The sequence below is a fragment of the Vitreimonas sp. genome, assembly GCF_036392335.1.
Lineage (GTDB): Bacteria > Pseudomonadota > Alphaproteobacteria > Caulobacterales > Aquidulcibacteraceae > Vitreimonas.
The window spans coordinates 1-23,993 of record NZ_DASVYD010000023.1; the positions used below are offsets into that span (position 1 = coordinate 1).

Consider the following 23,993-nt stretch of genomic DNA (forward strand, 5'->3'; position numbering starts at 1 on the left):
GCACGAGCCCGTTTGACTGGCGATCCATTGGCGTACGAGTTCAACGCCCTCGCTGTGCGCGGTCGAACGTCCAATCTCCGGCATCATCACGGCAGGATCCGTGGAGGCCATGCGATAGGGCATCACGGACGCGTCGGGATCGCCCGGCACGATATCAAAACGACGATTACCCGTGCCCGAGCCGGCCGCGACCGGCAATTTGCACACGCCGAAATTGCCGGAAATCGGCGTATCGGGATCGAGATACAAGCCTGACGTATCCGCCGGACCGTCCCTGTTGTGGCAATGTGAGCAATTGGCGTCGAGATAAGCCCGCGCGCGCGCCTCTAAGGAGGCGCTGGCGTCGGTCCAAACAGCATTGCGCGGCGCGGACTCCGCTGACTCCAACCCGCGCAAATAGCCAAGTGACGCCAAATGTTCGAGCTGATTGCGCGTAACGCCGTCGTACACGTAGTCGCGATTGAGATGGCGCGCCTTCGGCCCAATCGGCTGAATTTCGCGCGTCGCTACGTTTGGCGCATGACACGCGGCGCATTGCGTCACGTTCGGCACGACATATTGGAAGGGCTCCACCTCACCGCCATCACGCACCAATTCGAGTGGCAGCACCGCGCCCGTGCGCTGTAACGGCGCCTCAGTCTGTTCTTCATTCCAAACATAAGTGAGCGCGACCCAGCCGGCCTCACGGCGAACCAAAACGCGCGTCTCCACCAGACGCACGCGGCGCAGATCGATCTGGCCGGTCGCGTCATGAATGCGATCTTGATCAGCGTTTTGCAGCACGCGCTCACCGGCGCCGCGTTGATAGAAGAACGTCTTGGTGATCACCGTGCCGACTGGAAAATCGAACACATCGCCCGCGTCATACGCAGCACTCTGCCCCGCCGGCATCCAGATCGTGCGCAGCTTTTGCGCATAATCAGTGAATAGCGGCGTATTCAGATCGTAGGGCGTGACGCCTTCGCCCAGCACCAGGCGCTGCTGCGAGGCCTGCACCATGCCCCAATCGCTAAGCAAAGGCGGATTGCCCTCGGCGATGAAAGTCGGCGCGTTCAAGGGCGCGGCGGCCTGCTGTGTGCAAGCCGCCAACACCAAAGCCAGCAGCAACGCCGTGAGCGCACGCATGGGCTCAGGCGCCGGGGATCGAAACCGCCGGCAAGCGCGGCAAGGTGCAACGGTGCGGCGCGATGTCGGTGCTGGGACTCGCATATTGGTTCGGCCCGTCCGCATTGACGATGCCGGCCTCGCCATTATCGATGCAGATACGCAGCGCATTCGGCAATTGGCCGTTCACCAGCCGCGCCGGATTCACATAACCGTCCCACAACACGTCCGAGATGCGCCCCGTCGGGCCAAACAACGCCACGCGCAACGCCTGCAATTCCACTCCGTCGGGCGCGTCGCCGCCGCCGCTGAACCTGTTGCCCGTGATCAGGATGCCTTCCGGATAGGGATCGAAATCCTCGCTCATGGCGCTGTCGGAATAGCCAGCCGAGAACAGGCTGGAAATGATGATGTTGGCGGTCTTGTTGTCCGAGATCTCGTTGTCGAAAATCTCAACCTGATCATTCGAATTGACGATCACGCCCGTCCCCGCCGGAACGCTCGCGACTGGCGTGCCTTCATGGCCGAAATTCGCGGTATTGTTGGAAAACGAGCGGTTATTATAGACGCGCGTGCGATAGCCCGGCTGCTGCAATTGCGGCATATTGAACACAAGGATGCCGCCCGTATTGTTGGTGGCCACGTTCTCATAAACGTCGGCGCCGATCGTGTTTTCGATCTCGATGCCGGCGACGTTGTACTCAGCGCGATTGCGCCGCACGATCACGTTCTGGGATTGGCCGACATAAATGCCCGCGTCGGACGCGCCGATGGCGATGCTGTCTTCGATCAGCACGTTGCGGCTCTGCACCGGATAAATGCCATAAGCCCCGTTCTCCGTGGCCGGGCCTGTCGTCCATTCGGTGCGAATGCCGCGGATCACGACGTTTTCGCTTTCATTGATCTTGAGCGCGTCGCCCTTGGTGTCTTCGAGCGCCAGATTTTCAATGGTGAAATTGTCGGCGGTGACCAAGAGCCCCTGCGCGCCCGCGGCTTGATTGCGGAAATTCAGGATGGTGCGGTCCGCGCCCTGCCCGCGAATGGTGACGCCATCGACATTGAGCGTCAGCCCCATATCCACCACGAACACGCCTTCAGGAATTTCGATCACCGCGCCAGGCTGCGCATCGATCAACGCTTCCATGAGCTGGTGTTGGTATTCGGTGTTGGCGTTGGAAAGATCGCGTCCCGCACTGGTCTGGCGTTGCTGACAGCCTGCGAGCCCCAAAGCCGCCGCCATCAGCGCTATCGCCACCACATTTTTCTGCATGAATCGCCCTCCCTCGGACGCAAACAGGCGCCGCCGACGTCGTGCAATCCTAGACACCGCAACGCGCGGGAGGCAAGGTGAAAACGAATATGTTTCTGTTTTCGGGTAGCGGCCCGTCAAAAGGCTTGTTCCCGGCCCAGCGCCGCTCGCCAACGGCACCTATTCGCCGAAAGGCGTCGTTGGGTATCGTTATTGCCCTATGTTCTGTTGAACCGCCCCTCGCGCAGCGGCTGCCGTTATCTCGGCATCTACAAGAACCGAACTGTCTCACTGATCGGCGACATCGTCGCCGTCATCGTGTGCTCCTACCAAGACGGCAAAGCCGTCCCGCAAGGCCCCGCAGAGTTCGGCGAAATAACCGAAGAGCGCCTAGCGCGGATCACCGCAGTGATCGAGGCTACGAGCTACTACGATCTGAAAGGCACCACGCAGCGCTACTTCGTGACAGACGGCCTGCACGAGACGGAAATTCGAAAATCAACGAAGGGGGCATCCAAGGCGCGCTGTATCTCAAGATCGACAAGCTGCTTGGCGCTCGCCGGCCGAGAGACTGGCCGCTAGATCGGCTGGCCCAAGAACTAGCCGGCACATCGTTCCCAACCTCAACTGACTGAGGCGTAACAATCAGGATGCATCATGCATTAAAAGCCTGCGCGATCTTCTGCGCTGCTTCTGCCGGTTGGCAAGAAGCAGACGGTTGGGCCACTAAGTGACTGCGCCTCGTTCCATGCGGCGAGCGACGACGTCGGGCAAGATGGCATTCTTTTGTTGAGCGCCGCCCAAGCCAAGTCGCGTATAAACCTCGCCACCGATGCCTGGAAAGACATTACCATGCTCATCCTTTTGAGCATCGACGGCTAGCGCCCAGTAATGGAAGTGCTGCGCGATGTGGGGCGGAAACTCTTTTCCCAACCGCTCCTCAGCTCCCTTCAGCATTACGGGTGCCATCACGTGAATCTCTTTTGGCGTGATTTCTTCTAGCATGTGCTGAAGGTTCGTTTTCACGACACACGCTCCAGAGATTATCGACTTTAGGACGATCAGATAATCCACATCGCGCGGCACTGGCTCGCGGTACTCCTGCACGATTGGAGCGATGTCTAGCCAGGGCTTTTGATTGATCCGCTCGTTCCACAAGCAGGTGATCCGCAGATCAGCACCGGCTTTTTCAAGCCGCTCGATAACGCCCGACCCAAGGAAGTCCGCGTCTTCTACGGTCATGACCAAGCATACCGTGTGTGCTGACACCGGCTCCATGCTCGCAAAGGCATCTGCCATTATGCCGCCAAGCGTGCGCATCGCATTGCGGTATTGATCTGGCGACGCGGAAATGTCGCCGAGAGTATCTAGAGCCTTGCTGACATCGGCTCCTCCGCTCTTTGCAACATCGGTAAGGACGCGATTGGGGTCTGTCATACTTGCCCCCGCAAAATCTGATGCAGTTCACCGAAGGTCGAGGGACGTCGCGCGATTATTGCTGCTTCCATCTCTGCAAACTCATCGCTCAGACAATGATAAGCGGCGTAGCCCGTGATCCCACGATATGCGAACGCCAAGTGGTTGCGACGCACTTCGAAGGAAAAATCCGGAATAGCGTGCAAAGCGTCCGCCAACTCTTGAGAAATCTCTACTGATTCGCCAATGGGTCCGATTAGAGCGTCCGGACCAGTTGAAGCACTGTTAATCAACTGCCGCAGAGTCACCACACCCTTGCTAGTCGCCCAGGCTGCCAGCAGCCGTTGGAACGTTTGTTCTCGGGTCGAAGGGCGCGCGGGGCGTACCGAAATGACGTCTAGCCAATCCAATAGCTCGCCATGGTTTGCGAACAAGCTGTCGATACCGCCGTCCGACATATGTCGTACCGTAGCTTCCACGTCGGTCGGACGTTGCGACTCTAATGCTGCGGCTCTTCCCTTATCAGGGACCACGAGTTTGATCGCCTATGGCGATGTCTTCTCCGGAACCGCCGACCCTAATCACTTGCGCGGCAAGCTCAGCAATGCGCACGGCACCGTACATCAACTCGTAGTCTCGCCCCTTCGCGCTATTGCGCCCGCCGCGCTGCTTGTTAGCGGCATATCCCGCAGCATCGCACCCACAGACCGAGCCGATGCTTTCCAGTGTGTACTCTTCCGGCATCGAACCAAATCACCCCCGTCGATGGGACCAAAAGCTGGGCACGTTCGTCAACGTAGCGCGCAACGAGCGACAACCAGCTTCATATGTCTAAGTCCCCACGCTGCATGGTTCACCCAGCCCCCCCGGAATGCCCCACTGAGCGCAATGGCAGCCAATACCCGCCATGCAAAGCAGTGCGGTCCGTGCAAGACGTCCGTTTCCGCTCCCCCCAATCACCCCGATACGCGTGGCTACATGGTGGCTACATCGTAAGCAGGCGACCAAGGCCGACGGCACGACATCAGAATAACTTGTTGTTTTGATGGGTGTTTTGGAGCGGGCGATGAGATTCGAACTCACGACCCCAACCTTGGCAATCGTCGCAAGTACTGATTCCGCTTCATTCTAGCACTTTCCGCTTCATTCCAAATTCTCGTGTCGAGTCACTGCGTTATTGCGCGTTTTCGCTCGTGGTAGCAGAAACGCTTTTGCCTCGTCGTTACTGCGAATTCCGCTCTCGTGGTAGCAATATGGTAGCAAAACAGACTCGAACTCTTGGTAGCACACTCAACACTGCGCACTGAGTTTGAGTCATCCGGTGGGACGACTCATGGACGGAATTCGCGCGCGCATCACGGTCCGCTTGATCGACGCCACCTCGGCGCCAAGCGAAGGCGAGCTTCGCATTTGGGACACTGACGTACGCGGCTTCATGCTCCGCATCGCCAAGAGCGGGCGCAAGACCTACTGCCTCAAATATCGTTACAGCAATCGGCAGCGCTGGCTGACCATCGGCGAGCACGGCTCGCCTTGGACGCCAGACACTGCCCGCGCACGTGCGAAAGAAGCGCTCTACCAGGCCAGCCACGGCGAAGACCCGCAGGCGGTGAAGGTTGAGACCCGCGCCAAGAGCGGGACGATCAGGGAGCTGTTCGAGCGCTATTTCGTCGAAGGCCGCATCGACAAGCCGCTGAAGCGCGAAAGCTCCTGGAAGGTCGATCGCACCAACTTTACGCGCCACATTGAACCGCTGATCGGCAAGAGGATCGCGCGCGAACTCACGCTTTCAGACCTTTCCCAATGGCAGGCGCAGGTAGCGGCCGGAAAAACTTCGCTCGATGTGAAGACGCGCAAACAGGGTCGCGCCATCGTCACCGGCGGGACCGGGGCGGCGGCACGCTCGATGCGCACGCTATCGGCGATGATGTCATGGGCCGTCCGCCACGAGATCCTCGATCAGAACCCTTGCGGCAAAATCCAGAAGTATCGTGATGAGCAGCGAGAGCGGGCGCTCACGGAAGACGAAGCCGTTCGGCTTTGGACGATGATCGCCGAAGCGGAGAAGGCCTGGGTCATTACCAAGGACTTCGCCGATATCTTCCGGCTGATCATGCTGACTGGCGCCAGGCGCACCGAGATCGTGGCGCTACGCTGGCCGGAGGTCGATTTCGACCGCGCCCGTTTGGTGCTGCCGCCGGTGCGCACGAAGATGGGCGCGCTCAACCGCTCGCGTTACATCGTACTGTCTGCGCCTGCGCTTGACATCCTGCAAAAGGTGAAGCGACGCGGTGAGCACGTCTTCCCGTCAAGCGTTGGCGATAAGCCGCTCGTGGGCGTCAATCGCGCCTGGGAAAAAGTGCGCACGCTCGCCGGCATTACCGACGTGCGGCTGCACGACCTTCGCCATAGCTTTGCGACCTTCGCGGTCGAGAACGGCGCTTCCCTCTTCCAAGTGGGCCGCGCCCTCGGGCATGCGAAGTCAGTTTCAACCGAGCGTTATGCCCACCCAACCGATGCAGGCGCGCGCGCCATCGCGTCGGACGTGGCGGCGCGGTTCGTGCCGCCCAGCGCGCCGCCTGCCAATGACGACGGCCCAGCCGACGGCGTTCAGGCCGATCTCTTTGGTGCGCCGGGCGCAGCAGCCGCTGCGGCCCGAGCGGGAGGGTAAATGGCTGGCCTCCGTGTCGTCTGAGGCGTCCTCAGCGTCGCCTTGAGCAAGAATCGCCTCGCTCTGCTGGGCTGTCAGAGCGAGGCAAACGGCCTAACAATTTTCCTGTGGGAAAATTAAGTGCCCTGTTGTATGCCTCTGGAGCAGCTCCAGAGCGAGGTTAGCACCGCTAACCGGGGCGGCTGGAGCGATCAATGGCCAAAATCAGTAGCCAAATCAGGCTTCTGTCCAAACGCTGGGACAATGGCCAAGGATGGCCCAAGCGGCTCGAATGGCTTGAGGTTAACGGGATTCGTGGCTGGACCGGCCAGCGCATCGACTTCTCCTACCCGATCACCGCAATCGTCGGGGAAAACGGCTCGGGTAAGAGCACGATCCTGCAAGCCGCCGCCGCCGTGTATCTCGGCGAAGATGGCGCCGAACCCTGGTTTGCCTCGGAGTTCTTCCCCGACACGGCCTGGGACCAGGTTCGAGATGCGCGGATCGGGTTTGGCTATCGCGAAGGGACCAATCGCAAGGAAGGCAGCGTCCGCAAGCCGACCACGCGCTGGCTCGGAAATCAGGAGCGCCCGAAGCGGCACGTCACCTACATCGATCTCAGCCGGATACAGCCAGTATCGGCGCGCGTCGGCTATCTCAAGATCGCCAAGAGCCGCCATACCGAGGCTTCGGCGCGCGCGTTTGAGAAAGAGCGGTTGAGCCGCTTTTCGCACGTCATGGGGCGCGAATACGACGTGGCGAAAATGGCCCTCACCAACATCGACGAGAGCCGCCAAATCCCCGTCATCGGCCAGAAGGGCACGGTCTACTCAGGCTTTCACCAGGGCTCGGGCGAGATCACGGTCGCCGAACTTCTGGAAGCCGACTTTCAGAAATACAGCTTGGTTCTGATCGACGAAATTGAATCGTCGCTTCATCCACGAACGCAACGGCGACTGATCCGCGAACTCGCTGAAATCTGTCGCGAACGGGATATCCAGATTATCCTGACCACGCACTCGCCCTTCATTCTTGAAGAGCTGCCGCTCGAAGCACGCACGTTCATATTGCAGGACGACGGCGTGAAGAAGACCGTGCCGGGCGTCAGCGCAATGTTCGCCATGACTCAGATGGACGACCAGCCGCATCCCGAGTGCGAACTCTATGTCGAGGACCTGGCCGCGAAGGTCATGGTCGGCGAAATCCTAGCCCAGCATGCGAGCGAGCTTTTCATTCGGTGCTCGATCGTTCCGTATGGCGCGGCGTCCGTTGGCCAAGCGCTCGGCATCATGGCAAGCCAAAACCGATTCACACGCCCGACCGTCGTTTTCCTCGACGGCGACAATGGCCCTTCGGCCGGCTGCGTCGTCCTGCCGGGCGGCGATGCCCCCGAGCGTGTCGTCTTCGAAGGACTGCGCGGGAAGAATTGGGCTGAAGTCGCTCTGCGCGTTAGCAGGAAGAGCGCCGCCGTCGCGGACGCGCTTTCGAGGGCCATGACGGTGGGCGACCATCATGAGTGGGTGAACATGGCGGCGACGCAACTGCAATGTTCTGGCGAAAACTTGTGGCAGAGCATGTGCGCCGAATGGGCCAAAACTCTCGAGCCCGCACAGATCAAACCCATAGTCGACGCGATCAACCTCGTCCTCGACTAAGCCTCCTGGGCGTTGGAGACGTTGGGCGTAGGGATTTGACCACACCCCCGCGCGCGAGGCTGCCTCGCGCGCGGGGCGTGCGCCTGACCGCTATTGTTTCTGCACCATCGTGACGATCGAGGTCTCTGTCGCGCTCTTGAGTTCGAAATTGACATGGTCGCCCACCGCAATGCCCTGAAGGATGGCTGGGTCTTCCGCCGTGAACTGCATCGTCATGGCGGGCCAGCTGATCGCGGGCATGGCTTCGTGACTGAACGTGATCGTGCCCGCGGCGGCATCGACTTGTGTCACGACGCCCGTGCCGCTGATAGGACCTGCAACGGCGGCCGCAGGCTCACCCATGTTCATCCCTTCCATGTCCGACTTTGCGGGTTCTTGCGCTGGCGGCGAGCAAGCAGCGGCGGTGAGAACGATCGGAACGATAAGAGCTTTGAGCATTTCTAACTTCCCCTCTGGGTGGCGACCCGGTCTGGTGTTGAAGCGAGCGTCGCACGCTCGATGCCGCGGCGCCGGATCATAAGGTAGGCCGCGGGAATGACGAACAGGGAGAGGAGCGGCGCCGTCAGCATGCCGCCCACCAACGGCGCGGCGATGCGGCGCATGACTTCCGCGCCCGCCCCGCCGGTCCATAGAATCGGGAAGAGACCCGCGAGGATGACGGCGACCGTCATCGCTTTCGGCCTCAAGCGCAGGAGAGCGCCTTCACGCACCGCTTCGGCGATCATCGCGGGCGTGATTTCCTCGCCGCGATCAATCCGCTCCTGCAGAGCGTTCTTGAGATAGATCAGCATGACGACGCCGAACTCAGCGGCGAGTCCAGCGAGGGCGATGAAACCCACCGCAACGGCGACGGAAAAGTCGTAACCCAGGAGATAGGCAAGCCACACGCCGCCCGTGAGCGCGAACGGCAAGCTCGCCATGACGATCGCCGCTTCGTCGAAGCGTCGGAAGGTGGCGTAGAGCAGCAGGAATATGATGGCGAGCGTCGCTGGTCCCACGATCAAGAGGCGCTCAGTTGCACGTTCAAGATATTCGAACTGCCCCGAATAGGCGACGCTGACGCCCGCAGGCAGTTGTTGTCGCGCGACCGCGCGCTGCAGGTCGCCCACGACCGAGGCGAGATCACGCCCGCGCACGTCGACATAGACGAACGCCGAGAGACGACCGTTCTCGCTGCGGATCATCGAAGGCCCGTCGGCGATCTCGATCCGAGCCACCTCGCCAAGCGTCAGGCGCAAGCCTTCGTTCGTCACGATCGGCAGCGCGATCAGCCGGTCGAGCGTGTCGCGTACCTCGCGGGGGTAGCGCAGATTGATCGGATAGCGCGCGCGGCCATCGACCACTTCGCCGATATTCTCGCCGCCAATGGCGCCCGACACGACAGTCTGCACGTCTTCGACGTTGAGCCCGTAGCGCGACGCCGCGAACCGATCGATGTCGACATTGACATAGCGCCCGCCGGTGATGCGTTCAGCGACGGCGGAGGATACGCCGCGCACCTCGCGAGCCGTCGTTTCGATGACACGCGCCGCCGCGTCAATCGACGCGAGATCGGGGCCGCTCACCTTCACGCCGATTGGGCTTTTCACACCCGTCGCCAGCATGTCGATGCGATTGCGGATCGGCGGCACCCAGACGTTGGTCAAGCCCGGCACTTGCACCACGCGGTCGAGTTCTTCGATCAAGCGCTCCGGTGTCATGCCTGGCCGCCACTCAGAGCGCGGGCGCAATTGGATCGTCGTCTCGAACATTTCGAGCGGAGCGGGATCGGTCGCGGTCTCGGCCCTACCTGCTTTGCCGAACACGCTCTCGACTTCGGGCACGGTGTGAATGAGGCGATCGGTCTGCTGCAAGAGTTCAGAGGCTTCCGCTGCTGAAAGCCCCGGTAGCGCCGTCGGCATGTAGAGAAGATCGCCTTCGTCCATCATCGGCATGAATTCGCCGCCCACACGTGAGAGCGGCCAGGCTGTCGTCGCGAACGCCAGCAGAGCGACCAGAAGAATGAGGCGCGGATTGATCAGCGTGAATTCGATCGCCGGCCGATAGAGATTGGCCAGAAAACGATTCACCGGATTGTCGTTCTCGTGCGGAATGCGCCCTCTGATCCAATAGCCCATCAGCACGGGCGTCAGCGTCACCGCGAGCGCGGCGGAAGCCGCCATCGCGTAGGTCTTGGTGAAGGCGAGCGGTGCGAACAATCGCCCTTCCTGCGCTTGCAGTGTGAACACCGGCAGGAACGAGAGCGTGATGATGAGCAAGCTGAAGAAGAGCGCAGGCCCTACTTCGACAGCCGCTTCGGTGATGACGCGCCAGTGATCGGCGCCTTGCGGCATCTCCCCGTCGTGCTCGTCGCGCCAGCGTTCGAGCTTCTTGTGCGCGTTTTCGACCATAACGATGGCCGCATCGACCATGGCGCCGACGGCGATAGCGATGCCTGAGAGCGACATGATGTTGGCGTCCACGCCTTGGAGTCGCATCACCAAGAAAGCTGTGGCGACGCCAAGTGGCAGCGTGACGATCGCCACCATCGCCGAGCGAATGTGAAACAAGAAGAGAGCGCAGACCAAGGCGACGACTATGAATTCCTCGATCAGCTTGCTGGTCAGGTTCTCGATCGAGCGATCAATCAGCGAAGAACGGTCGTAGGTGGTGACGACCTCGACGCCCTGGGGGAGGCTGCGTTCGAATTCGGTGAGCCGGGCGCGCACGGCGCCGATCACTTGCCGTGCGTTCTCGCCGGCGCGGATGACCACCACGCCACCAGCGACTTCGCCCTCCCCGTTAAGCTCGGCGATGCCGCGGCGCATTTCCGGGCCGAGCTGCACCCACGCAACATCGCTCAGCCGGACCGGAACACCGCTTGCGCCCACGCCGATTGGAATGGCGTTGAAGTCTTCGAGGGTGCGCAGATAGCCCGAGGCGCGCACCATGTGCTCGGCCTCGCCCATCTCGACCACGGCGCCGCCAGTTTCGCCGTTGGCGGCGCGCACGGCCTCGGCGATGCGCTGTTGGCTGACGCCATAAGCGGCCATGCGCTCGGGGTCCAAGACGATCTGGTATTGGCGCACCATCCCGCCGATCGAGGCGACTTCGGCGACGCCCGGGACACTTTTCAGTTCGAAGCGCAGCAGCCAATCTTGCAAGCTACGCAATTGGCTCAAATCGTGCTGGCCGGTGCGGTCGATCAACGCGTACTGATAGACCCAACCTACGCCGGTCGCGTCGGGCCCCAGCGAGGCACGCGCGGTCGGCGGCAAACGGGTTTGCACCTGGCTTAGATATTCGAGCACACGCGAGCGGGCCCAATAGAGGTCAGTGCCGTCCTCGAAAATCACATAGACGAAGCTGTCGCCGAAGAACGAATAGCCGCGCACGCTGCGCGCGCCGGGCACCGAAAGCATTGTCGTCGTCAGCGGATAGGTGACCTGATCTTCGACGATCTGCGGCGCTTGGCCCGGATAGGTTGTGCGGATGACGACCTGCACGTCTGAGAGATCCGGCAGCGCATCGACCGGTGTTGTTCGAACCGCGATCGCACCGGCCACGGCGAGCGCGAGCGCCGCCAACACCACCAGCAGGCGATTGGCGACCGACCAACGGATGACAGCTCCGATCATGGCGCGCGCCTTGTTTCGCGGATGTCCTCGATGACATGCGCACCCTCGTTTTCGCGAAAGCTGAAGGAAACCGAGTCACCAACCGCTAGACCACGCCCCATTTCCGGACGCGCCAACCGAAACGGCATCGTCATGGCAGGCCAGTTCAGGCTCGCGATGGGCGGGTGGGCGATGGTAACCTGATCGCCGTTGATTGCGGTAATGCGGCCATTGGATTCATGCACCGCATCAGCACTCGCTGCCGGCGCTCCGCGCGATGCATTGAGCCGCGCCACTGCGCCCGAGAGATTTGCTTCAGAATCGATGAGGAACTGACCCGAAGCGACGACGCGCTGGCCCTCGCTCAAACCTGACGTGATGGCGATCGTGTCGCCCTCTGCGCGGCCGAGCGTGACTTCGACTGGCTCATAACTTCCGTCTTCCCGTAGAGCGATGACGATTGAACGCGCGCCGGTGCGGATCACGGCTTCAGCGGGAATGACCAGCGCGGACTCTCCTCCTCTTTCTTCCAGGCGCGCCTCGGCCGTCATGCCGGGACGGAGCCTCCCTTCAGGATTGGCGAGCGCAATCCGCACTTCGATGGAACGCGTAGCTGCGTTCGCCGAAGGCAGAACACTTTCAATCCGGCCTGCGAAGGTCTCGCCCGGATAGGCAGGCAATATCGCAACGACGCGCGCATCTGGGCGCGCAAGCCCCGCGTCGGCTTGCGGCAGTGAAGCAATCAGCCACACCGGCGAAAGTCCATTGATGGTCGCAAGCGTCGCGCCGGGCATGACTGTCATGCCTTGGCGAATATCGAGCGCAGTGATCGCGCCTGTCACCGGCGCGGTGATCGTGACGACGGGGCGGGGCGCGCCGTCTCGTTCGACGCGCTCGATCAAAGACTCTGGCATGCCAAGCATGGCAAGGCGCCGGCGAGCGGCGCTGGCCAAGTCGCCGCCGGCGCCGCGCAGCGCCAGATACTCTGCCTGCGCCGCCGTCCATTCCGGCACGCGCACATCGACAATGGGCGCGCCCGCACGCACCACGTCGCCAACCGCGCGCCCATAGGCGCGCTCGACGAACCCGCCCGCCCGCGCCTGCACGACAGCCAGACTGCGTTCATTGAAGGAGACGACGCCCGCGGCGACAACAGAGCGCACCACATTGGAGCGCTCGACGGTTGCCAGCCGCACGCCCAGGTTCTGCGCAACACTCGGATCGATGCGCACACCAGCTTGAGCGCCTGCTTCATCGGCGTAACGCGGTACGAGAGCCATATCCATGAACGGCGATTGGCCGGGCTCGTCGAAATGCACTTCCGGGCGCATCGGATCGTACCAGTAGAGCACTTCACGCCCTGCCTCGGCCGCGGGCGCGGCGCTGCGGTTGGCGCCGAGCCAATAGCCGCCAGCGCCCACTACAGTGAGCGCGAGCACGCCACCAACAACAAGAGGCGCCAACTGCCGCAAACGCTGAGGCTGCAAGTCGGTCATGGCGCGGTCTCCGCGTATTGCAGCGTGAGCGCCGCACCCGTGAGCGCGAGCCGTTCCTCAAGCGAGAGCAAATCCAATTCCGCTTCAAGCGCGTCTCGGCGCGCCGCGATCAGGGCACTTGCGCTTGCATTTCCAGCGGCGAACGCGCCAGACGCCGCCTCGGCGCGCTGACGCAACAGCGGCAATCTGACATCGCGCGCCCGCGCCACGCTCGCCGAAACCGCCGCGTATTGCGCGAGTCCTGCCTCCAGCATCGCTTCGTGTTCGCGTACGCTCGCTTCGCGCTCAGCGCCGACGCGCGCTACATCGGCGCGCCGCGCATCAACCAGCGGCCCTTGCCGCCACGCTTGAAAGAGCGGCAGGCCCACACGCACTTCCACTGAGGCCATGTCCTCAAGCGGGGGGTCGCGCCGCCCGTAGGAAAGCTCCCACGACCAGTCCGGCCAGCGCTCGGCGCGCGCCAAGCCAAGGCCGGCCTGTGCAACGGCGGTTTCGGCTTCGTAAGCGGCAAGTTCCGGGTGGCGCCGCAAGTGATGGCGCAGCATTTCGGCATCGATCACGAACGCCGGCGGCTCGTCGGCAAGCGGCTCATCGGCCGCCGCGCCAATCCAGCGGCGCAGTTCCGCGCGCATCGCCGCAACTGAAGCAGCCGCCTCGGCGTTGCGATCGCCAAAGCGCGCCGCTTCGATCTCGGCGGCGATCGCGTCATCTACGCTGCCAGCGCCGGAAGCCAGGCGCGCGCGCGCAGCTTCGGCTGACGCCTGCGTCTCACGCTGAAGGCGCTCCAGCAACGCCACGCGATGCTCCGCATAGTAGAGACCGATCCAAGCTTGCGCGGCGCCCAGCCGCGCTTCGAGGCGTCCCAATTCGAGGCCCGCGCCTGCGCGCTCTGCTTCAGCGCGCGCCATGGCGCGCCGGGCGCCGAGTTCAGCAAAGCTCGGCATCTCCTGCATGACGCCGACGCGCTGCATCGTCATCTCGTCACGGTCGAGCCGGTAGCGGTCAGGACCGGTCGCCGGCACATTCTCGATGGCCAGGACCAATTCCGGATCGGGCAGAGCGCCTGCAGGCGCGATCGAATGCGTGGCGGCGTCAACCGCCGCACGCCGGGCGACGATGGTCGGCCCGTCGCTCGCGGCGCGCTCTAGCGCATCGGAAAAACTCAAATCTTGTGCGTATGCAGCCGACGCCAAAACGGCGGCGCAGGCAAATATCCATGCGAGGCGCATGTCTGACTCCAGAGAAAATGGGACAAGCCCGAACGCATGCGCGCGCTATGCGCGGCGTGCGCCCAATTCCGGTGTCAGATGGTTCGTGGTGGTCGGAAAAGCTGCTGGAGCGGTCCACTCAGCTTCGCGGGCTCGCTCAGCATCGGCTGCGCCATGAGGATAGTTGCGTTGCCGAGGGTGATTGGCGCGAGCGTGGGTGCAACGGCGGGCGCCGTGCGGCACGCCATGCCCATCGTGCAGCCGTCCATGTCGTGTTGCTGCTGCGAGGGTTGATTCTTGTCGCCGCCCTGGTCAGGGCAGCAATCATGCTGTGCCTGAACAGCTGGCGCCTGCAGCATCGGACAAGCTTCAGCGGCGGCAGCAGCTGAAATGCCGCTCGCCGCGAGGGCGAAAGCCGTCAGGAAGGTGAGCCAAGGCCGGCGCATGAATTCCATAATACTGGTCAGCGCTCTTTAATTCGTCAACGCCGCGCACCTGGTTGCAGCAGATTAACCAAGGCCCGGTGAAAAAGCGCACCCAAACACAGCGTCACGCCTCGCTGACAATTCGGCGGCGGCCAGACGGGCGTGCGTGATCGCTACCGCATGCGCCATGATCGGCCAGCGTTTCGATCACCCTGCACTGCCCAGCGGAGACACCTTCGCAGGGCGTGGCGATACGGGTGAGTTCGCGCTTTAGCGCGCGCAACTGCGCAATGCGTGCATCGACGTCCTCAAGATGGCGCCGAGCGATGCGATCGGCTTCGCCGCACGGCCGTTCGGGATGGTCGGATAGATCAAGCAATGAGCGGATGTCGCTCAATTCGAAGCCGAGCGCGCGGGCGTGCCTAATGAAGGAGAGCCGCCGCACCTCCGGGTCGGAATAGAGCCGCCGGCCGCTGGTGGTCCGCGGCGGCGGCTCGATGAGCCCCTCCGCCTCATAAAACCTGATCGTCGGGATCTTGACCCCGGTTCGTTTCGAGACCGCGCCGATATTCAGCATTTTTGCCCTTGATCCTCTAGTGGCTAGAGAATGTAGAGGATGTGGCGTTGGATTTCGAGAGTTTCCCGATGCCCCCTGCCTGGCTCCCTCTGGCCTTCCTGCTCGCCATTATCGCCGTCTCGGCGCTGCGTCTTTTCAGCGTCGAACGAAAGCACGGGGTTAAGGCCTTCAGTTTCGGCCGCCATGCCGCGATCCAAAACGTGGCTGAGCGCAACTGGAAACTGGCGACTGGACTGGCGCTCGCCGCGGCGGTGGCTGCGTGGCTTGCGCCCGGCTGGGAGCTGGCGCTTGGCCGTCCGGCTTGGGCGGACGTTGCAGCGCTCAAATGGATGTCAGCCCTCGTCTTCGTCGGCTCTTTTCTCGTCATAGCGACGGCGCAGGTGCAGATGGGCGCGTCGTGGCGGATCGGCGTGCCAACTGAAGGTCCAGGTCCGCTCGTCGCTCATGGCCTCTTCGCGTGGTCGCGCAATCCCATCTTTGTCGGCATGATCGGCGCGATCCTCGCCCTCTTCCTTTGGTCCCCGCACATCGTGACCGCGGCTGTCCTCGCAGGCACATGGACGCTCGCGCTCGTGCAAGTGCGGATCGAGGAAGAAGCGCTGCGCGAAAAACACGGCGACGACTACGAGCGCTACGCGGCTGACGTGGGCCGCTGGTTCGGCCGCCGGCGCGTGAGCACGTCATGACCAACACGGCCTCAGCTCAGCGTTCGACTCTTTGGATCGTGCTCGCCCTCAATTTGGCGCTCGCCGCGGGCCTCGCGGTCGCGGGCGTCTCGGCGGATTCGAGCGCCCTCACCGCCAACGCGCTCGACAATGCATCGGACGCGGTCGTCTATGGCATCAGCCTGTTCGCCATCGGCCGCGCGCCGATCTGGAAGCAGAGGGCAGCGCACTGGTCGGCAGCGCTGTTGCTGATCTTCGGTCTCGGGGTCGCCGCAGACGCGCTGCGGCGTTTCATCACCGGTTCGGAGCCGATCGGCCTCACCATGATGGCGATGGCCGCGATCGCAGCGGTGGTGAACCTGGTGTGCTTCTTCTTGTTGCGACGGCTCAAATCCGATGACGTCAACCTAGAAGCGGCGGAGACGTTCAGCTTGAACGACTTCGCGTCGAATGGCGGCGTGCTTGTCGCCGGCGCGCTGGTGCTGTGGCTGGATCAGCGCTGGCCCGATCTCCTTGTCGGCGCCCTCGTTGCGCTGATCGCCATCAAGGGCAGCATCGATATCTGGCGCAGCGCCCGGCGCGACCAAGCTGGTGAGCAGACTGAAAGATGACCGGCGAGAGATCATTCACGCCCGCGCTGGGACACGCTGCGCTGACGCCGCTCTACGATAGCGCAATCGCCCTCATGACGCGCGAGCAGCGTTGGCGTGAGCGCTTGCTTCAGCAGATCTCGCCGCACGCGCGCGACGTCATCGTCGATGTTGGCTGCGGCACCGGCACGCTGGCGCTTATGATCAAGCGCGCTACGCCGGCTGCGACCGTGATCGGATTGGACCCCGACCCGGAGGTTCTCTCTCGCGCGCGCCTGCGCGCGCAACGCGCGGGTTTGGCGATCGAGTTTGAGCAAGGCTTCGCACGCGACGTCGCCCGCTTCGCCAATCGCGGCGTCACCAAAGTGGTGTCGAGCCTTGTGTTCCACCAAGTGCCGATGGATGAGAAACGCGCTGCGTTGGGGGCCATGCGCACTATGCTTCAAACCCACGGCGAAGCGCACATTGCCGATTACGGCTTGCAGCGAACCGCGCTCATGCGCGCCCTCTTCGCGCAAGTGCAGATGCTGGACGGCAAAGAGAACACGACGCCGAACGCGCAAGGTGTTTTGACCCAGCTCATGACTGAGGCAGGTTTTGCGAATGTTGTGGAGACAGCCGTGATTGCAACGCCGACCGGGTCGATCTCACTCTACCGCGCCGTGCGTCCCAACGATCAAGGAACGCGGTCATGAGCGACAATTGCGGCGATTGCTGCGGAAAAGTCGGCCCCGCACCGGTGGACGCGCGCGCGCGTCGCATCCTCTGGGTCGTGCTCATCGCCAATGCGGCCATGTTCGGCGTCGAAACGATTGGCGGTCATGCTATCGGATCGTTGGCGCTGCAAGCGGACGCACTCGATTTCGCGGCAGATGCCGCAACCTATGGCGTAACACTTTGGGCTATCGGGCGTTCGGCGCAGGTGCGAACGCGCGCGGCGCTTGTGAAGAGCGCAGCGATGCTGGCGATGGGCGCTTTCATTCTTACGATGGCGGTCGCGAAGCTCTTGTCGCCTGCCCCGCCAGAGGCCGCACCGATGGGGTTCATCGGCGCGCTCGCCTTGGCGGTGAATCTGGGCGCTGTTATAATGTTGCTTCCGATGCGCAACGGCGACGCCAATCTCCGTTCGGTTTGGCTCTGCTCGCGCAACGACGCCTTCGGCAACATTTTGGTCATATTCGCTGCCGCAGCTACAGCTGCGACACGATCGCCCTGGCCTGACTTTGCTGTGGGCGCCATCATGTGTTTACTGTTCGTCAGCGGTTCGTGGGCCGTATATAGCCAGGCGCGCCGCGAATCTGCTGCGGCGATAGTGGGATGAGGCGGGTGCAAGCTTCGAGCGACATGAACTGGAGGCGCTGGGTGGCGATGCTTTGCATCGCCCTCCTTGGCTTCATCATGCTCGAAGAAGCGACACCGGCCCACGCCGCCGCCGACAACGCGCAGGCAGGCATAGTCTATCTGCTCGCTGACGCAGAGGACGCGTCGGTCGAAACCGCAGGCGGCAGCGAACAAACGCCAGCGAACCCGGCGCAGCCCCAACACCATTGCTGTGCGGCCCATTGCAACGGCATGACGCCCGCTCTCTCCGGCGGCGTGGTGACGGAGCAAGTCATGTTGCGCGTCGTCGCGCCACGCAACACACACGGCGCGCCCGTCAATGCGCCTAACGGCCTAGAGCGACCCCCAAAAGCCACCGCGATCGTCTAAACGCGCCGCAGGCTGTCTGCGGCGCGTGAATATTCACGCATCGCGGACTTTTCATGCTCGATTCACACCGTTCAAAGCGGCGCTCGGCGCGCATTCTGCGCCATGTCGCAACTGTCTCCATCAGCGCCATCGCCGCGCCCATGATCGCGCCGGTGGCGCTCGCACAGGAGAGTGCGCCGCTCACGATGGAGAGCGCGATCGAACGCGCGCTTCAGTCCGATCCCGGCGTGAGTGCTGCGGGCGCTGGCGTCGAAGCGGCGCAAGGCGGGGTGCGGCAAGCGCGCGTGCGCCCAAACCCGACTCTCGACGCAGAGGTTGAGAATTTCAATGGCCGCGGCGATCTCCGCGGCTTCAGCGGTGCTGAGACCACTTTCTCATTGTCGCAAGAGGTTGAACTTGGCGGCCGGCGCAGTGCGCGCGTCCGCCTTGCCGACCGCGAGCTTCACGGCGCCGAACTTGACCGGATCTTGCGCGGTCTCGACCTCGCGCGCGATGTTCAGACCGCCTACTATGACGCGCTGGCGGCGCAAGAACTCGTAACCATCGCCGAAGAACGTCTGGCCACGGCGCAGGCACTCAACGTCTCGGTCGCGCGCCGCGTCGCCGCCGCACGCGATCCGCTTATGGCCGGCGCTCGCGCTGAAGCGGGTCTTTCTGAAGCACGCATCGCACTGACGCGCGCACAAGCGGAGGCCGCGACGGCGCGAGCACGTCTTGCGTCTTATTTCGGCGGCGACGACGGCTTCAACCTAATCGCGGCGGATTTCGCGCTGCCGCACGCGCGCGATCACGAACACAATGCACTAGGTGATGCGAGCCCCGACATCGCCCGCCTCGCCGCCGAACGCGACCGTTCCGGAGCGGCACTCAGCGTTGAACGATCGTTATCCTGGCAGAATCCGACACTCAGCCTCGGCTATCGACGGTTTGAGGATCGCGACGGCGAAGGCGCGCTGGTCGCAGGCGTTTCGATCCCGCTGGGCGTCTTCGATCGCAATCAAGGCTCGGTCGCGCGCGCCCGCGCCGAGCAGCGCCGCGCCGAGCTTGAGCTGGAAGCGGGACGGCGCGCGCTGTCGCGCGAGTATGCAGCACTCGAACGCGCAATCGCCACTGACGCGGCAGCGGTTCAGTCCACAGAAGAGGATGTCATCCCACAGGCTGAACGTGCTCTCTCACTGGCTCAAGACGGCTACAATCGCGGCGCCTTTTCCTATCTCGACGTTCTCGACGCCCAGCGTGCGCTCTCAGACGCGCGCCAAGCCCGCGTCGAGGCCTTGCGATCTTTCCACAACAACGAGGCGGCGCTGGACCGCCTCACGGCGCGCTTCGGGGAAGCGTTGCCCTTCGAGGAGCAACATCAATGAACACCTTCAGAATGAAGCATGCCGCCCTCGCGCCAATCGCATTGGTTTTTGCGCTCGGCCTTTCCGGCTGCGGCGCTGGAGAAGCTGAGTCCGAACAGCCAGCCGCCGAAGCAGGTCACGCTGAAGGCGAAGACGAGCACGCCGAAGGCGAAGCCGGTCACGCCGAAGAGGAAGCCGGCGGCGAGCGCGTCACAATCCCCGTCGAGTCCGCGCGAGAATCGGGGATCGTCGTTGCGACCGCCGGACCCGGAGCGATCGAGGAAACGCTCAATCTCACCGGGCGCATCATGCTGCAACCATCGGCGCGCGCCGAAGTTCACGCGCCCTACTCAGGCCCCGTGCGCGCGGTTCTGCGCAACGTCGGCGACAGCGTGCGCCGTAACGAGACACTGGCGCGCGTCGAAAGCGCTGAAAGCCTTCAAACCTACGCCATCGTCACCCCGATCGCAGGCGTCGTGCTCGATCGTCAGACTAATATCGGCGACGTGACCAGCGACCAGCCACTTTTCGTGGTCGGCGACCTTTCGCGCTTGCAGGCAGAACTCAATGTCGCCACGCGCGACATTGGCCGCATCAGTTCGGGGCAGCGCGTCTTTATCACCGGTCTCGATGGCACGACGCGGGTTGAAGCGCAGATCGCAAGCGTGCTGCCGACCGCAGACGCACACAGCCAGACTTTGATCGCACGCGCACCCCTTTCGGTCTCACAGGGCTCGGCGCTCCGACCCGGCATGGCCGTGCGCGGCACCGTGGTGACCGCGGCTCAACAAGCGGCCGTCGCTGTGCCGCGCGATGCGGTGCAGACGCTGGAAGGCAGAAGCGTCGTTTTCGTGCGGGTCTCCGACGACACCTACGAGGCGCGCCCGGTGACACTCGGGCGAACCGGCGCGACGCAAGTGGAGATCCTGTCGGGGCTCGCGGCGGGCGAAGCCTACGTCTCGGAAAACGCATTCCTCGTGAAAGCCGAAATCGGCAAGGGCTCGGCCTCGCACGACCACTGAGCCCTCCTCATTTTTCCTGACCGGATTTCGCCTTCATGATCAGTCGCCTCATCGAACTCGCCGTCAAAGCCCGCTGGGCTGTCATGGCGATCGTCCTCATCGTCGCCGGCATCGGCGTCTACAACATCATGCGTCTGCCGATCGACGCGGTGCCAGACATCACCAATCGGCAAGTCCAGATCAACACGGTGGCGCCGTCCTTTGGTCCGCTGGATGTCGAACGCCTGGTCACCTACCCGGTCGAAACAGCGATGTCGGGGATCGTTGGACTGCAAAGCACGCGATCGATCTCCCGCAACGGCTTTAGCCAAGTCACCGTCGTTTTCGCAGACAACGTCGATATCTATTTCGCGCGCCAACAAGTTGCCGAACGGCTGACCCAAGCACGCGAGAGCTTGCCAGACGGTGTCGAGCCGCAAATGGGGCCGATTTCAACCGGCCTCGGCGAAGTTTTGATGTGGACGGTCCACTACGCCGATCCCAACACCGAGGGCGCGCGCGTTGAAGCAGGACAGCCCGGCTGGCAGCCCGACGGCGCCTACCTCACCGTGGAAGGCGAGCGCCTCACCGATCCGGTGGCGCAGGCAGGCTATTTGCGCACGATCCAGGATTGGATGATCCGGCCGCAAATGCGTTCGGTGCCGAGCGTCGCAGGCATTGACTCCATCGGCGGCTACGAAAAGCAATACGTTGTCGAACCGGACGCAGGCGCGCTTTCGGCCTATGGCATTTCCTTTTCCGAACTCGCCGACGCGCTCGAGCGCGCCAACCTTTCTGTTGGCGCGAATTTCATCCAGCAGGGTGGTGAATCGTTTCTGGTGCGCGCCGACGCGCGCATCCGCACGCTTGAAGAAATTTCCGAAGCCGTAGTCGCCACGCGTGACGGCGTCCCGATCACGGTGCGCGATGTCGCAAATGTAAGCGTGGGCGGCGATCTGCGCACGGGCGCGGCCACCTCAGGCGGACGTGAAGTGGTTGTGGGCACGGTGCTCATGATCACCGGCGGCAACAGCCGCACCGTCGCGGCCGCCGCCGCCGAACGGCTCGAACAAATCAGGCAGACTTTGCCGCCTGGCATCGTCGCCGAAGTAGTCTACGACCGCTCGAAGCTTGTGAACGCCACCATCGCCACGGTGGAGCGCAACCTGGCCGAAGGCGCGCTTCTGGTTGCGGTGGTGCTCTTCCTGCTGCTGGGCAATGTCCGCGCCGCGATCATCGCGACGCTCATTATTCCGCTCTCGATGCTGATGACCTCGATCGGCATGAATGTCTTCGGCGTCTCCGGCAATCTCATGAGCTTGGGCGCGCTCGACTTTGGTCTCATCGTCGACGGGTCGGTCATCATCATCGAGAACTGCCTCAGACGATTGTCCGAACGCCAACATCATGAAGGCAGGCTGCTGACGCTACCGGAGCGTCTCCACGAGACGCTGGAAGCCGGCCGCGAGATGATCAAGCCGACCATTTTCGGTCAGATGATCATCTTCCTCGTGTTCGCGCCGCTGCTCACTTTCTCTGGCGTCGAAGGCAAAATGTTCTCGCCAATGGCGATCACGCTGATGCTGGCGCTGGCCGCGGCGTTCGTGCTCTCTCTGACCTTCGTGCCCGCGATGGTGGCCCTGCTCATTCGCGGCAAGGTGGCCGAGAAGGAAGTCAAGGCGATCGAAATTGCGCGCAATCGCTATGAGCCGGGCCTCGACTACTCGCTGCGCAAACCCAAGACGGTCATCGCCGGCGGCGTCGCCGTCTTCGTCATTGCCGGGGCGCTCTTCTTCACACTCGGGCGCGAATTCATCCCGCAGCTCGATGAGCAGGACATCGCCATTCAGGCGGTGCGCATCCCATCGACATCGCTGCAGCAATCCGCGGCGATGCAGGCCCGCGTCGAGCAATTGATCTCCGAATTCCCCGAAGTGGCGTTTGTCTTTTCGAAGACGGGGACGGCCGAAGTCGCATCCGATCCGATGCCGGTGAACATCTCGGACTCGTTTGTGATCCTGAAGCCGCGCTCGGAATGGCCGAACCCGAATGAGCCGAAGCCCGAACTGATCGCACGCATGGAGGCGCGGCTCTCGCAGCTCATCGGCAATTCCTATGAATTCACTCAGCCGATCCAAATGCGGTTCAACGAACTGATCGCCGGCGTGCGCGGCGATGTCGCCATCAAGCTTTACGGCGAAGATCTCACCGAGATGAGCCAGGCTGCGGGGCGGATCGCTGCGGTGCTGCAATCGATCGATGGCGCGGCCGACGTAAAGGTCGAACAGACAGGCGGTTTTCCGACCCTCGATGTTCGCTTCGACCGCGACGCCATCGCCCGCTATGGCCTCTCATTGCAGGACGTCACCGACACAGTGGCGACGGCGATGGGCGGACGCGAAGCCGGTCTCGTGTTCGAAGGCGACCGGCGCTTTGACGTCGTCGTGCGTTTGCCCGAAGCGGTGCGCGACGATCTCGACGCGGTCGGCGCACTCCCGGTGATGCTGCCCGAAACCGAAAACGGTCCGCGCGCATCCATTCCTTTGCGCGAGGTTGCGACCTTCACCTTCTCCGAAGGCCTCAATCAGGTCAGCCGTGAGAACGGCAGCCGCCGCGTCGTCGTGCAGGCCAATGTACGCGGACGCGACCTCGGCTCCTTTGTCACCGAAGCGCAGCGCCGGGTCAGCGAAGTGTCCTTGCCGACCGGAGCGTACCTCGTCTGGGGCGGTCAGTTCGAGAATCTGCAATCGGCGTCGCAGCGTATGTCGCTGATCGTGCCGGCGTGCTTTGTTCTCATCTTCGGCATTCTCTACATGGCGCTCGGCACCTTCCGCGCCGCAGGCGCCGTGTTCACGGCCGTGCCGTTGGCGCTCGCGGGTGGTGTCTACACGCTCTTCCTCACGGGCATGCCGTTCTCGATCTCGGCGGCGGTCGGCTTCATCTGTCTGGCCGGTGTTGCGGTGTTGAACGGTCTGGTCGTCATGACCAGCATCAACAGCCGTCTCGATCTCGGCATGCCAGTCGACGAGGCGATCCGCGAAGGCATGATCGAGAAGTTCCGCGCCGTGTTGATGACCGGCATCGTGCCTGCGATCGGCTTTGTGCCGATGGCGATTGCACATGGCACAGGCGCAGAAGTGCAGAAGCCGCTCGCCACCGTCGTCATCGGCGGTCTCATCACCGCGACTTTGCTGACACTCTTCGTGCTGCCGGCGATCTGCCGGTTGATGCTTAGAAGCGGCCACCGCGCACGCGAAGGCGAGATGCCCACCGTCTATGGCGGGCAAGCGCCCGCTCAAGCCGAATAG

General features: G+C 62.9%; 22 protein-coding genes. 11 read left to right on the forward strand and 11 right to left on the reverse strand.

What is annotated here, in order from left to right; all coding sequences use genetic code 11:
- Both VF769_RS05385 and VF769_RS05390 read right to left on the reverse strand, forming a co-directional pair.
- A partial coding sequence (locus VF769_RS05385; protein WP_331007350.1) for an SO2930 family diheme c-type cytochrome occupies positions 1-1,125 on the reverse strand: 1,125 nt, incomplete at its 3' end.
- 4 nt (positions 1,126-1,129) lie between these two features.
- Positions 1,130-2,374, reverse strand: coding sequence for a parallel beta-helix domain-containing protein (locus VF769_RS05390; RefSeq protein WP_331007351.1), 1,245 nt, complete (start codon positions 2,372-2,374; stop codon positions 1,130-1,132).
- A 192-nt stretch (positions 2,375-2,566) separates the two neighbouring features.
- Between VF769_RS05390 and VF769_RS05395 the strand changes: the two genes are divergently transcribed.
- On the forward strand, positions 2,567-2,935 hold the full coding sequence (locus tag VF769_RS05395; RefSeq protein WP_331007352.1) for a hypothetical protein: 369 nt from the start codon (positions 2,567-2,569) through the stop codon (positions 2,933-2,935).
- Positions 2,936-3,079: 144 nt separating this feature from the next.
- Here VF769_RS05395 and VF769_RS05400 read toward each other — a convergent pair whose 3' ends face one another.
- The 3 genes from VF769_RS05400 to VF769_RS05410 form a co-directional block, all read right to left on the reverse strand.
- Complete coding sequence (locus VF769_RS05400) at positions 3,080-3,790, reverse strand: hypothetical protein (RefSeq protein ID WP_331007353.1); 711 nt, start codon at positions 3,788-3,790, stop codon at positions 3,080-3,082.
- Positions 3,787-4,227 (reverse strand): hypothetical protein, encoded by a 441-nt coding sequence (locus VF769_RS05405; protein WP_331007354.1) that lies wholly within the window; start codon positions 4,225-4,227, stop codon positions 3,787-3,789. Before VF769_RS05405 ends, VF769_RS05400 begins: the two co-directional genes overlap by 4 nt.
- 64 nt (positions 4,228-4,291) lie before the next feature.
- A complete protein-coding gene (locus VF769_RS05410) occupies positions 4,292-4,513 on the reverse strand; it encodes a hypothetical protein (protein ID WP_331007355.1) in 222 nt (73 codons plus the stop codon).
- Between the two features lie 589 nt (positions 4,514-5,102).
- Between VF769_RS05410 and VF769_RS05415 the strand changes: the two genes are divergently transcribed.
- Positions 5,103-6,440, forward strand: a complete 1,338-nt coding sequence (locus VF769_RS05415) for a site-specific integrase (RefSeq protein WP_331007356.1) — start codon at positions 5,103-5,105, stop codon at positions 6,438-6,440.
- A 194-nt stretch (positions 6,441-6,634) separates the two neighbouring features.
- Positions 6,635-8,074: an ATP-dependent nuclease gene (locus tag VF769_RS05420; protein ID WP_331007357.1), complete on the forward strand. Its 1,440-nt coding sequence runs from the start codon at positions 6,635-6,637 to the stop codon at positions 8,072-8,074.
- Between the two features lie 90 nt (positions 8,075-8,164).
- Here VF769_RS05420 and VF769_RS05425 read toward each other — a convergent pair whose 3' ends face one another.
- From VF769_RS05425 to VF769_RS05450, 6 genes are all read right to left on the reverse strand, one after another.
- Complete coding sequence (locus VF769_RS05425) at positions 8,165-8,512, reverse strand: copper-binding protein (protein ID WP_331007358.1); 348 nt, start codon at positions 8,510-8,512, stop codon at positions 8,165-8,167.
- Positions 8,513-8,514: 2 nt separating this feature from the next.
- Positions 8,515-11,691 carry an efflux RND transporter permease subunit gene (locus VF769_RS05430; RefSeq protein ID WP_331007359.1) on the reverse strand — a complete coding sequence of 1,059 codons (3,177 nt, stop codon included), beginning with the start codon at positions 11,689-11,691 and terminating at the stop codon, positions 8,515-8,517.
- A complete protein-coding gene (locus VF769_RS05435; protein ID WP_331007360.1) occupies positions 11,688-13,166 on the reverse strand; it encodes an efflux RND transporter periplasmic adaptor subunit in 1,479 nt (492 codons plus the stop codon). The genes VF769_RS05430 and VF769_RS05435 overlap by 4 nt, the downstream gene beginning before the upstream one ends.
- Complete coding sequence (locus VF769_RS05440; RefSeq protein ID WP_331007361.1) at positions 13,163-14,395, reverse strand: TolC family protein; 1,233 nt, start codon at positions 14,393-14,395, stop codon at positions 13,163-13,165. Before VF769_RS05440 ends, VF769_RS05435 begins: the two co-directional genes overlap by 4 nt.
- 74 nt (positions 14,396-14,469) lie before the next feature.
- Positions 14,470-14,829, reverse strand: coding sequence for a hypothetical protein (locus VF769_RS05445; RefSeq protein ID WP_331007362.1), 360 nt, complete (start codon positions 14,827-14,829; stop codon positions 14,470-14,472).
- A gap of 94 nt (positions 14,830-14,923) precedes the next feature.
- Positions 14,924-15,376 carry a helix-turn-helix domain-containing protein gene (locus tag VF769_RS05450; protein WP_331007363.1) on the reverse strand — a complete coding sequence of 151 codons (453 nt, stop codon included), beginning with the start codon at positions 15,374-15,376 and terminating at the stop codon, positions 14,924-14,926.
- 47 nt (positions 15,377-15,423) lie between these two features.
- On the opposite strand from VF769_RS05450, the gene VF769_RS05455 reads away from it, so the two are divergent.
- Genes VF769_RS05455 through VF769_RS05490 form a run of 8 tightly spaced genes read left to right on the forward strand, consistent with a single transcriptional unit; the run spans position 15,424 to position 23,993 of the window.
- A complete protein-coding gene (locus VF769_RS05455; protein WP_331007364.1) occupies positions 15,424-16,062 on the forward strand; it encodes an isoprenylcysteine carboxylmethyltransferase family protein in 639 nt (212 codons plus the stop codon).
- Complete coding sequence (locus tag VF769_RS05460; protein ID WP_331007365.1) at positions 16,059-16,652, forward strand: cation transporter; 594 nt, start codon at positions 16,059-16,061, stop codon at positions 16,650-16,652. The genes VF769_RS05455 and VF769_RS05460 overlap by 4 nt, the downstream gene beginning before the upstream one ends.
- Positions 16,649-17,326, forward strand: a complete 678-nt coding sequence (locus VF769_RS05465) for a class I SAM-dependent methyltransferase (protein ID WP_331007366.1) — start codon at positions 16,649-16,651, stop codon at positions 17,324-17,326. The genes VF769_RS05460 and VF769_RS05465 overlap by 4 nt, the downstream gene beginning before the upstream one ends.
- Entirely contained in the window at positions 17,323-17,952 is a 630-nt protein-coding gene (locus VF769_RS05470; RefSeq protein WP_331007367.1) for a cation transporter, read from the forward strand. The genes VF769_RS05465 and VF769_RS05470 overlap by 4 nt, the downstream gene beginning before the upstream one ends.
- 41 nt (positions 17,953-17,993) lie before the next feature.
- Complete coding sequence (locus VF769_RS05475; protein ID WP_331007368.1) at positions 17,994-18,341, forward strand: hypothetical protein; 348 nt, start codon at positions 17,994-17,996, stop codon at positions 18,339-18,341.
- Between the two features lie 53 nt (positions 18,342-18,394).
- Positions 18,395-19,705: a TolC family protein gene (locus tag VF769_RS05480; protein ID WP_331007369.1), complete on the forward strand. Its 1,311-nt coding sequence runs from the start codon at positions 18,395-18,397 to the stop codon at positions 19,703-19,705.
- Positions 19,702-20,706 carry an efflux RND transporter periplasmic adaptor subunit gene (locus VF769_RS05485; protein WP_331007370.1) on the forward strand — a complete coding sequence of 335 codons (1,005 nt, stop codon included), beginning with the start codon at positions 19,702-19,704 and terminating at the stop codon, positions 20,704-20,706. The genes VF769_RS05480 and VF769_RS05485 overlap by 4 nt, the downstream gene beginning before the upstream one ends.
- Before the next feature lie 35 nt (positions 20,707-20,741).
- Positions 20,742-23,993, forward strand: a complete 3,252-nt coding sequence (locus tag VF769_RS05490) for a CusA/CzcA family heavy metal efflux RND transporter (protein ID WP_331007371.1) — start codon at positions 20,742-20,744, stop codon at positions 23,991-23,993.

Bases quoted from the DNA above. Each gene is read 5' to 3' on its own strand.
- VF769_RS05390 (WP_331007351.1), bottom strand. From the start codon at position 2,374: ATGCAGAAAAATGTGGTGGCGATAGCGCTGATGGCGGCGGCTTTGGGG.
- VF769_RS05400 (WP_331007353.1), bottom strand. From the start codon at position 3,790: ATGACAGACCCCAATCGCGTCCTTACCGATGTTGCAAAGAGCGGAGGA.
- VF769_RS05405 (WP_331007354.1), bottom strand. From the start codon at position 4,227: ATGTCGGACGGCGGTATCGACAGCTTGTTCGCAAACCATGGCGAGCTA.
- VF769_RS05410 (WP_331007355.1), bottom strand. From the start codon at position 4,513: ATGCCGGAAGAGTACACACTGGAAAGCATCGGCTCGGTCTGTGGGTGC.
- VF769_RS05415 (WP_331007356.1), top strand. From the start codon at position 5,103: ATGGACGGAATTCGCGCGCGCATCACGGTCCGCTTGATCGACGCCACC.
- VF769_RS05420 (WP_331007357.1), top strand. From the start codon at position 6,635: ATGGCCAAAATCAGTAGCCAAATCAGGCTTCTGTCCAAACGCTGGGAC.
- VF769_RS05425 (WP_331007358.1), bottom strand. From the start codon at position 8,512: ATGCTCAAAGCTCTTATCGTTCCGATCGTTCTCACCGCCGCTGCTTGC.
- VF769_RS05430 (WP_331007359.1), bottom strand. From the start codon at position 11,691: ATGATCGGAGCTGTCATCCGTTGGTCGGTCGCCAATCGCCTGCTGGTG.
- VF769_RS05435 (WP_331007360.1), bottom strand. From the start codon at position 13,166: ATGACCGACTTGCAGCCTCAGCGTTTGCGGCAGTTGGCGCCTCTTGTT.
- VF769_RS05440 (WP_331007361.1), bottom strand. From the start codon at position 14,395: ATGCGCCTCGCATGGATATTTGCCTGCGCCGCCGTTTTGGCGTCGGCT.
- VF769_RS05445 (WP_331007362.1), bottom strand. From the start codon at position 14,829: ATGGAATTCATGCGCCGGCCTTGGCTCACCTTCCTGACGGCTTTCGCC.
- VF769_RS05450 (WP_331007363.1), bottom strand. From the start codon at position 15,376: ATGCTGAATATCGGCGCGGTCTCGAAACGAACCGGGGTCAAGATCCCG.
- VF769_RS05460 (WP_331007365.1), top strand. From the start codon at position 16,059: ATGACCAACACGGCCTCAGCTCAGCGTTCGACTCTTTGGATCGTGCTC.
- VF769_RS05465 (WP_331007366.1), top strand. From the start codon at position 16,649: ATGACCGGCGAGAGATCATTCACGCCCGCGCTGGGACACGCTGCGCTG.
- VF769_RS05470 (WP_331007367.1), top strand. From the start codon at position 17,323: ATGAGCGACAATTGCGGCGATTGCTGCGGAAAAGTCGGCCCCGCACCG.
- VF769_RS05480 (WP_331007369.1), top strand. From the start codon at position 18,395: ATGCTCGATTCACACCGTTCAAAGCGGCGCTCGGCGCGCATTCTGCGC.
- VF769_RS05485 (WP_331007370.1), top strand. From the start codon at position 19,702: ATGAACACCTTCAGAATGAAGCATGCCGCCCTCGCGCCAATCGCATTG.
- VF769_RS05490 (WP_331007371.1), top strand. From the start codon at position 20,742: ATGATCAGTCGCCTCATCGAACTCGCCGTCAAAGCCCGCTGGGCTGTC.